Origin of the sequence: Brachyspira catarrhinii (genome assembly GCF_005518285.1) — a bacterium.
Lineage (GTDB): Bacteria > Spirochaetota > Brachyspiria > Brachyspirales > Brachyspiraceae > Brachyspira > Brachyspira catarrhinii.
The window spans coordinates 1-3,267 of sequence record NZ_SJDU01000260.1 but is presented as its reverse complement, the minus strand read 5'-3'; the positions used below and the strand labels follow the sequence as shown (position 1 = coordinate 3,267).

The 3,267-nt window shown below is 31.1% G+C and carries 3 protein-coding genes; all 3 read left to right on the top strand.

Going from position 1 to position 3,267, the window contains the following annotated elements:
* On the top strand, positions 1 to 1,736 hold a 1,736-nt coding region (locus EZH24_RS09025; RefSeq protein WP_137998830.1), incomplete at its 5' end, for a tetratricopeptide repeat protein.
* Positions 1,737 to 1,738: 2 nt separating this feature from the next.
* Positions 1,739 to 2,374: a dephospho-CoA kinase gene (gene coaE, locus EZH24_RS09020; RefSeq protein WP_137998829.1), complete on the top strand. Its 636-nt coding sequence runs from the start codon at positions 1,739 to 1,741 to the stop codon at positions 2,372 to 2,374.
* Positions 2,313 to 3,200, top strand: a complete 888-nt coding sequence (locus tag EZH24_RS09015; RefSeq protein ID WP_236847144.1) for an SPOR domain-containing protein — start codon at positions 2,313 to 2,315, stop codon at positions 3,198 to 3,200. Before coaE ends, EZH24_RS09015 begins: the two co-directional genes overlap by 62 nt.
* The last annotated feature ends 67 nt before the right edge of the window (positions 3,201 to 3,267 follow it).

Genomic DNA, 3,267 nt, shown 5'->3' with positions numbered 1-3,267 from the left:
TAGACAATTATATAAAATTAAAAAATTATTCTATGGCGGAAACTCTTATTAACGATGCGGCAAATTATCATTCTAAAGATTTTAGAGTCCTCGAAAGAAAACTTAATATTGAACTTTTGAATAATAGAAATACCGAGGCGAAAAGAACGATTAATTCGATTAAGGCTTTGGATAGTAAAAATTATTTCGCAAATTACGCCGAAGGACTTTTAAATGAAAGAATGGGTTATTATAAAACCGCAATGACTCTATACGAAAGAGCGATTATCATAGACAGAAACCGAGCGGAAGCGCCAGTTTCTTTAGCGTATTTGCAACTTGCGAGCGGAAATAGCAATAGGGCTTTAAGTTTATTAAATAATAATATTGATAATAATCCGAGAATGGCAGAATCCTACTATCATTTGGCTAATTATTATTATTTGAATAGAAATTATAATAACGCTTTAAGCGAAGTGAGTAACGCTTTTTATTATTATACGAATTATAACGAGGCTAAAATACTTCAAGCGAATATATTTTTGTCTTTGAAAAGATATAACGAAGCGATAGGAATTTTGGAATATATTCCCGATTCTGAATTTAAAAATAATAGCAAATATTATTATATAGGAAATGTTTACGAAGAAGCGAATAATTATCAAAACGCTAAAAATTCTTATATAAATTATTTGAGAACGAAACCAGAAGACGAACTCGGACGACTCGCTTATGAGAGAGTTTTACTGAATACGAATCCTACGCCAGATTACGAGAGAAACAGAGCGGCTTTATATTACGGAAATTCCGCTTCCTATTATACGAGACTTGCCGATAATGTGAGAGCACAGGCTTATTTGAAACATATGTTAAAATTAAATCCAGCGAATACTTACGCAAGGTTGATGCTTTCGGATGTTTATAGACGAATGGGTTTGGAAGAGCGAGCTTTGGAAGAATTGGAAATAGCGAAAAATGTAAATCCCGAAGACAAATCTATAGTTTATAAATACGACAGTTATAAAAGAAGATTGGATAGAAATATTCCGTCAAGAAATTGGGGAATAGAAAATCAATATAATTTAGAAAAATCGGGTTTTACGATTGCGATAGCCGACACGATAACCGCTCAAAAAGACAGTCCTATGTTTTTTAATACGGCTTTATATCAAACTTTGTCTTATGTTTTGCCTCAATATGGAAAATTTCAAGTATTGGATATTTATACGAATTATTACTCTGAAAGAGATTTATACTCGGAATTAAATTCGAGGAAAGTAGATTATTTTTTAAGAGGCTCGACTTTTGAAAATAGCGCTGATAATTTTACCGTTATGCTCGATTTGGTGGAAGTGAGAAACGAAAGAGTGGTTACCAATTTTACGATTACCACAAAAGGCAAAGACAGAATCATGAACGCCGCGGTAATGACGGGAAGAGTTATAGAGAATTCTATTCCTTTTTATTCTAAAGTTATTAATATTCATAATGACAATATTTATATAAACGCGGGCAAATTGCAAGGTTTAACCAACGATATGAATCTTCTTATTTATAATACGACTACGGCTACAACGGATTTATCGAATAGAAGCGCCGATATGTCAATTGGAATGTTGAAAGTTATAACCGCCGATGAAAATGTATCTTTAACGAAACTTATTGACGGCAGAGCTTTAAACAGAATAAATATCAATCAAATAGTTATTCCTTATATTACAAATACGGCGGTTAATTCCGTTCAAACTCAAAATTAATTATGAAAAATGTTATCGGAATATACGGGCTTATATGTTCGGGGAAAAGTTCTTTTTCAAAACTTCTCGCAAAAGAATTGAACGCTTTATATATTGACGCCGACATCATAGGACATGAAGCGTTAAACGATAAAAATAAAAAAGAAGAATTAATAAAAGAATTTTCAAGCGATATACTCGATAATAACGGAAATATAGACAGAAAAAAACTCGGAAAAATAGTATTTGGAAATTCAAAAAAATTAAGAAAATTGGAAAGCATAAATTATCCATATATAGAAAAAAAAATATCCGAATTGATAAATTCTACGGATAAAGATGTCGTTATCGAAGCGGCGCTAATTATGAGAAGCGAAATATATAAAATGTGCGATAGTTTGATATATGTCAATTCAAAAACCGCTGATATTATAAATAGAATGAAAAAAAAGCGAAATATCTCCGAAAAAGAAGCGAGAAAAGTCTTAAAAATGCAAATCGATGTAAAAAATAAGAAGTCCAATGCCGATATTATAATAAACAATATGAGAGATTATAATCATTTGGTTATAGTTTCAAAAAAATTAGGACGGCATTATGGAGATAAACATAAACGAAAATCAAAACCAAAACAATGTAGAAAAAGATTATTCTATTAATAATACCAATAATAGAAAAAATAATTTTGAATACGGAAGAAAAAAAACTTTATATATAGTTAATTTTACTCCTTTAAGATTATTGATATTTGCGGCAAGTTCGATTTTGCTCGTATTATTTATTTTTATTTTGGGTTTTCATTTGGGTTCTTCAAAACCTAATAATGCAAATAGTATGGCAAATAATGACGAGTTTGACAATAATTCGTCTCAAATACTTATGCGAACGGAAGAATTGTCTGGAAACAGAAATTTTGCAAGCTCAAATTTTGCAAGTTCGAATTTTGAAAGCGCAAATAACGATATTTTGACTTTGTCTGAAAATACTCAAAACGACAGTTATAATAATTATAATAATTCAAGCATAATAAGGGAAAATTCGACTTCCGAAGACAGATATAACGAATATACTCAAAGTTTGGCTTCCGAGTTGGACGCGATAATTAAAGAAAAAAATAATTTGTCTCCTAACTCGAGTTATAATCCGCCAGAGCAATTTGCAAGCGCAACTCCGACTCCCGTTAGCGAAAGTTCTACTATTACTAAACGCCCTTATACTTCTACATCTTCCGCAGATTCGGTTTATTTTATACAGGTTGCAGTCGGTTATGACAGAGACAATACTTATTCGGCGAGAGATAATTTGAAATCGAAATTTCCAAAGGCTTTTATAAAAGAGGAAGCGACTTCTGACGGAAAAACTATGTATAAGTTAAAAGTGGGAAGATACGAGACGAGAGAAGACGCGCAAAAGGCTCTTACCGAAATCAAAAAAATTGCGGCTTATAAGGATAGTTATATTTATTCGGATAAAAAAGCGAGTTAAAAAATTATAAACTCAAAATAAATTATTGAATTTTTATTGTTATATTTTTGTAGCTTTTATTTTCAAT

What these genes read in the sequence shown, in the direction of transcription:
- coaE (WP_137998829.1), top strand. Translation starts at nt 1,739, where the DNA reads ATGAAAAATGTTATCGGAATATACGGGCTTATATGTTCGGGGAAAAGT.
- EZH24_RS09015 (WP_236847144.1), top strand. Translation starts at nt 2,313, where the DNA reads ATGGAGATAAACATAAACGAAAATCAAAACCAAAACAATGTAGAAAAA.